Annotated in this window: 6 protein-coding genes; 2 read left to right on the forward strand and 4 right to left on the reverse strand. The window is 43.0% G+C overall.

Annotated elements, in window-relative coordinates; all coding sequences use genetic code 11:
* Positions 1-34: 34 nt before the first annotated feature.
* The gene (locus tag FD44_RS09375) at positions 35-817 is read right to left on the reverse strand and encodes a (S)-acetoin forming diacetyl reductase (protein WP_010619334.1); all 783 of its coding nucleotides are present in this window, start codon (positions 815-817) and stop codon (positions 35-37) included.
* Positions 818-1003: 186 nt separating this feature from the next.
* Between FD44_RS09375 and FD44_RS09380 the strand changes: the two genes are divergently transcribed.
* A complete protein-coding gene (locus FD44_RS09380; RefSeq protein ID WP_010619333.1) occupies positions 1004-1501 on the forward strand; it encodes a C39 family peptidase in 498 nt (165 codons plus the stop codon).
* A 73-nt stretch (positions 1502-1574) separates the two neighbouring features.
* On the opposite strand, the gene FD44_RS09385 is transcribed toward FD44_RS09380, so the two are convergent.
* The 3 genes from FD44_RS09385 to FD44_RS09395 all read right to left on the reverse strand — a co-directional run bounded on the left by FD44_RS09385 (position 1575) and on the right by FD44_RS09395 (position 4497).
* Complete coding sequence (locus FD44_RS09385) at positions 1575-2765, reverse strand: NAD-dependent formate dehydrogenase (RefSeq protein ID WP_010619332.1); 1191 nt, start codon at positions 2763-2765, stop codon at positions 1575-1577.
* Positions 2766-2935: 170 nt separating this feature from the next.
* Positions 2936-3745 (reverse strand): fumarylacetoacetate hydrolase family protein, encoded by an 810-nt coding sequence (locus FD44_RS09390; RefSeq protein WP_010619331.1) that lies wholly within the window; start codon positions 3743-3745, stop codon positions 2936-2938.
* Between the two features lie 44 nt (positions 3746-3789).
* Positions 3790-4497, reverse strand: a complete 708-nt coding sequence (locus FD44_RS09395; RefSeq protein ID WP_010619330.1) for an MIP/aquaporin family protein — start codon at positions 4495-4497, stop codon at positions 3790-3792.
* Positions 4498-4763: 266 nt separating this feature from the next.
* On the opposite strand from FD44_RS09395, the gene apf reads away from it, so the two are divergent.
* Positions 4764-5408 (forward strand): aggregation-promoting factor, encoded by a 645-nt coding sequence (apf, locus tag FD44_RS09400; RefSeq protein ID WP_010619329.1) that lies wholly within the window; start codon positions 4764-4766, stop codon positions 5406-5408.
* The last annotated feature ends 48 nt before the right edge of the window (positions 5409-5456 follow it).

Here is a 5456-nt window from a genome sequence, read left to right on the forward strand (position 1 = left end):
ACAGGATTTGACAAAGAGCCGAAATTTCTTCATTTTAATGGAATTGCATCCCACCATCAACTTCTAGCGTTTGACCTGTTACATAATCCGAATCTGGACCAGCCAAGAATGAAACACCAGCTGCAACATCTTCAGGTTCTGATAGACGTTTCAATGCGATATCTTTAGCAAATGTTTGCATACCCCATTCGTCATCTTTGCCAGCATTTTGGCCAACTTGATGCGCAATATCAAACATCATTGGTGTTTTGACAATTCCCGGTGCATACGCATTTACATTAATATGTTCTTCTGCCAGGTCACGTGCGGCAACCTGTGTTAATCCACGAATCGCAAATTTGGTCCCACTGTAAAGGGCTAAGTTTGGATTTCCGACAACCCCGGCTTGAGAGGTTGCGTTGATAATCTTGCCACCGTGGCCAAATTTCTTAAATTGTTCATGAGCTGCCTGAATACCCCAAAGAGTCCCAGCAACGTTTACGTGATAGACTTGATCAAATTGTTCAGGAGTGATGGTGTCGATTGGTGTTGTTGGACCAAGGCCAGCGTTGTTCACAATGACATCAAATCCGCCAAGCACTTTTGCGGTTTCTTGGACCGCCTTGAAGACGCCATCCCGATTGCTAACATCAACCTGAATGCCGACCGCTTTTCCGCCAGCATCGTTGATATCTTTGGCAACTTTATTCGCGTTAGTTTCGTTCAAATCAGCAACAGCTACCGCAAAGCCATCATCAGCTAGTCGTTTCGAAATTGCTTCACCAATTCCTTGCGCGCCACCGGTGACAAATGCTACTTTACCAGTTAATTCTGTCATTAATATCACTCCTTGTCATTTTTAAAGCAATTTCATTGTATCACTAGATGTAAGCGATTACTAATTTTTATATTCTCTTATTCTTATTTTAATTTTTCGTTCATTACATCCAACGTTTTGATTGCTTTCTTACTCTATTAAGGTCAGAATTAAAGTCAACTATTGGCGAATAATGGAGGAATCATTTTGAAAACGACTCTAGAAGTACCCTTAATTGCACAACGTCCTGAATTACCAACTGGTTGTGAAATTACCGCTGTTACCATGATGCTCAACAGTGCCGGCTTTCATACTGACAAAGTTGATTTGGCACATCGGATGCCTTACGACAAAAAAGACCGCGATAAAGGCTTCATCGGTGATCCCTTTACTGATGATGGCGATAGCATTTACCCACACGCTTTAGTATCGCTGGTAACAGAGATTACTGGATCAGCAACTGATTTAACTGGCGCTACTTTGCCAGAGCTACTAGCCTATCTTGCCGACACGCGCCATGCCATCGTGGTCTGGGTCGGAGAATTCGACGGTTTCCACACTCACGCCTTAACTATTACTGGTTTTGACGATGACAATCAAATCATCTATTTTAATGATTGTTGGACCGACAAAGCGGATCATCTATCTTACGCAGATTTTGAAACTATTTGGGCTCGTCACGATCATCGGGCTCTGAGCCTCTAGTCATCTAACACAATGAAAACGTCATCCAAAATTGGATGGCGTTTTTTATTCTGACTATTTTTTTAAGAGACAGCTATTCATGCTCACTTCCTGGACTCTCCTCACCCTTTTTAACCGTATAGGATTTGGCACCAGTCCCTGCTAATTGGCCAGCTTCAGCAATGAGATAATCTGGTCGAATCGGGGTACCGTCTAAAAAATCTTTTAAAATTTCTCGGGTTCCGGCAGCATAACGCGCTTGGGCCGAAAGTGAGGTCCCCGAAATATGGGGCGTCATTGCTTCAAACGGCATTGTTCGCCAAGGATGGTCAGCTGGTGCAGGTTGTGGATACCAAACATCCCCTGCATATCCAGCCAACTGTCCTGAGTTCAATGCTTCCACAATCGCATCTCTCACGACCAATTCACCACGACTGTCATTGACAATGTAGGCACCCCGTTTCATCGACTTAATCATGTCTGCATCAACCATATGATAAGTTTCGCTGTGTAATGGTGGCGTTAAGACGGCCACATCAACCTGCTTCATCAAGTCATGAACATCCTTAATGAAGGTTGCCCCAAGTTCCTTTTCAACCTCAGGGGCTAGTTGATGCCGCTTCGTATAGACTAATTTCACATCAAATGGTTTTAGTCTTTTTAATACTGCTTGACCAATTCGTCCGGCGCCCACAACGCCGACCGTCATCCCCTCTAAATCATAGGAATGTTCAACCACATCCGCAATATTCCAGCCACCTTGACGGATGACTTCATGAGCTGGCACAAAGTTTCTCACTAGATCAAGAACCTGCATGACACTATGTTCAGCAACACTAATGCTATTACTGAAAGTCACTTCAGCGACTGTGATCTGGTGCTCATTTGCGGCATTCAAATCAACATGATCCGACCCAATTCCTGCGGTAATCGCCAGCTTAAGTTTCTTGGCCTTTTCAAACCGTTCTTTATTTAAATATCCCGGCCAAAATGGCTGCGAAATCACAACATCAGCATCCGGAAGCTCTTTTTCAAATACTGAATTCGGACCCTCTTTGTCTGAGGTAACAACCAGTTCATTACCCCCATCTTCTAAAAATTTTCGAAGTCCCAACTCACCAGAAACACTGCCTAACAGTTGTCCCAGAATGAAATCAATGTTTTTCGGATTTGGCACACTCGTCCCATCAGGATATTTGGTAATCTTAGGGATAGAATCTCGCGCATACTTTGTTGGGTACCCGTTCACTGGATCCGGATAGAGTACAGCTAATACCTTTACCATAAAGCATTCTTCTTTCTTTAAATGAGCCAATCATCACCTTTACCAACGCCAGTCTATCCTCTTAAGTAACCGCTTTCAAACAGAACGCTTATAACTTTATTATTTTCATTTTTTGTTTTCATAACCAAAAAAACACCACGCTTTGAAAGCTTGATGTTCGTCACCTTGTCTTAAATCATCTTAATTTTTAAGTCACCCAATCCGTCAATGTGGCTTTCAAGAACGTCACCCCGTTTTAAGTAAACTTGCGGACGACGCCCATTTCCGACACCACTTGGTGTGCCAGTGAAGATTAAATCTCCCGCCTTCAATTCTACAATAGAAGAAAGATACTCAAGCAGGGCTGGGACATCGAAAATCATTTGGTCCAAATGAGCCGACTGCATCGTTTCGCCGTTGACGTGAGTCGTGAGCTGTAACTTGCTTAAGTCGTTCACTTCATCAGGTGTGGTCAACCAAGGACCAATTGGTGAAAAACCGGCGAATGACTTTGAAAGTGAAAATTGCGGTGTAGCATTTAGAAACTGGACCTGCCGATCCGAGATATCCAGACCAACCATGTAGCCAGCCACATAGTTTTCAGCTTCAGCCTTAGAAATATTTCGTCCGTCCTGATTTATCACGACGACGAGTTCCGTTTCCCAATCAGTTTGATCGCCATGGACGGCCACGGCCGTATTGGCAGACGTTAGTGAACTACTAAATTTAGTGAAAATACTAGGCGCTTTGGGTAATTCAATGTGAATTTCTTTTGAGTGATCGACATAGTTCATTCCAACCGCAAAAATTTGCTGGGGAACGGGAACTGGAATTTCAAGATCTTTCACATCAAATGGCTGAGCGGCACCAAATTGATTTTCAGTCACTTCCGCTATCGATGCGGTCAGCGCATCGTCAGCTCCCAAAATGGGTTGTGCCTGCCATTTGCCCTCAACCTGAGAGACCTTGGCTGGCTTACCATCTAACATTCCTAACTTCATAGAGAGACTTCCCTTCGTTCATTTAACTCCATTATACTGCTAATCTAATGGACGAGAACTTCCAAACCGGCTGCAATGAGACCACCCACTAGCGGTCCAAACATTGGCACCCATGAATACGACCATTCAGCATTGCCTTTATTGGGCACTGGCAAAATCGTATAGGCCAAACGAGGGCCCCAATCACGCGCCGGATTAATGGCAAAGCCAGTCGTGGTACCTAATCCCATTCCGACAACGGCAATCAGCAATCCAACAATCAACGGCTTCAACCCTTGCGTGAAATCTCCTAAGTTCAATAAAATAAAGATGAAGACAAAAGTCGCAATTAATTCAGAGAGAAAATTAAATAGGGGTGATTTGATTGCTGGACGCGTTGCAAAAATGCCAACAGAGTTTCCTTCAGCTTCATTCTTTGATGCTTTAAAATGTGGCGCAAATTGAATAATAACAAGTGCTGCACCTAAGAACGCGCCGATAAACTGACCTAATATATAGGGTAAAACTTCCGACCAAGGGAAAAAGCCAAAAGCTGCAAATCCAATTGTGACTGCCGGATTCAAGTGGCCGTCCGATCCTAAGACGCCCGCAACGTAAACACCCATCGTGACAGCGAAACCCCAGGCAAAACTCACAAATAACCAATCTTTTCCTTTTGCGTAAGTCTTGTTAAGGTTCAAACCCGCGCCACTACCCGTTCCTAGGGCAATCAAAATCATTGTTCCAAATAGTTCTCCAATAAATCCATGCATCCCATTCACCTACTTTTAGTTATTGATAGCGTTTTCAGTTTACCATTTTCATACTCTTTGGGGAAGTAATAACGAGTCCAAACCCAACCACTCGGCAATGTAAGTGCTTTATCCCCCACTCAGACATTAAAAACTGCTGAAATTGTGACATCATCCCCCATTTTTGCAATATTCGTTACCACATTGTAAATCCACCGATATTTGCACGTAATTGTTTGTGTGTAGTATGGGTAACATCTTGAAAATAAAGGGAGAGACATATATTTATGAATTTTAAGAAAGTTTTAGCTTCAACTCTAGGAACTGCAACAGCATTCGCAGCAGCACTCGTATTTACAACAACCTCAGCAAACGCTGACACGAGAGTTACCGTCAAGAGCGGTGACACAGTATCGGAATTAGCACAAACATACGGCTCAACTATCAACTCAATTGAGAGCGCAAATAACATTTCTGGTCACATAATTTACGTTGGTGAAACGTTAAATATTCCTACTGGTTCAAGTACTTCTACCTCAACTAGCACGACTACTGCAACAACACCATCAACAACTACTACCACTCAGAAGAGTTACTCAACTCCATCATATTCAACTTCAAGTAACTCATCATACTCAGGTTCAAACTATTCAACATCAAACCATGCCTCAACTAGCACATCAACTTCTACCTCTACTTCAACATCAGGTTCAAGTTCATCTGCTAAAGCATGGATTGCTAACAAAGAATCTGGTGGTTCATACTCAGCTCGTAACGGCCAATACATTGGTAAGTATCAATTGAGTTCTTCATACCTTAAGGGTGATTACTCAGCTGCTAACCAAGAAAAGGTTGCTAATAGCTACGTATCATCACGTTACGGTTCATGGTCAGCTGCCAAGACATTCTGGCAAGCAAATGGCTGGTACTAAAATTAAATTATCAGCAAACTAATATCAAGTGGCTGGGACAAAACTGAC

It is taken from the genome of Secundilactobacillus malefermentans DSM 5705 = KCTC 3548, from assembly GCF_001436395.1.
GTDB classification, from domain to species: Bacteria; Bacillota; Bacilli; order Lactobacillales; family Lactobacillaceae; genus Secundilactobacillus; species Secundilactobacillus malefermentans.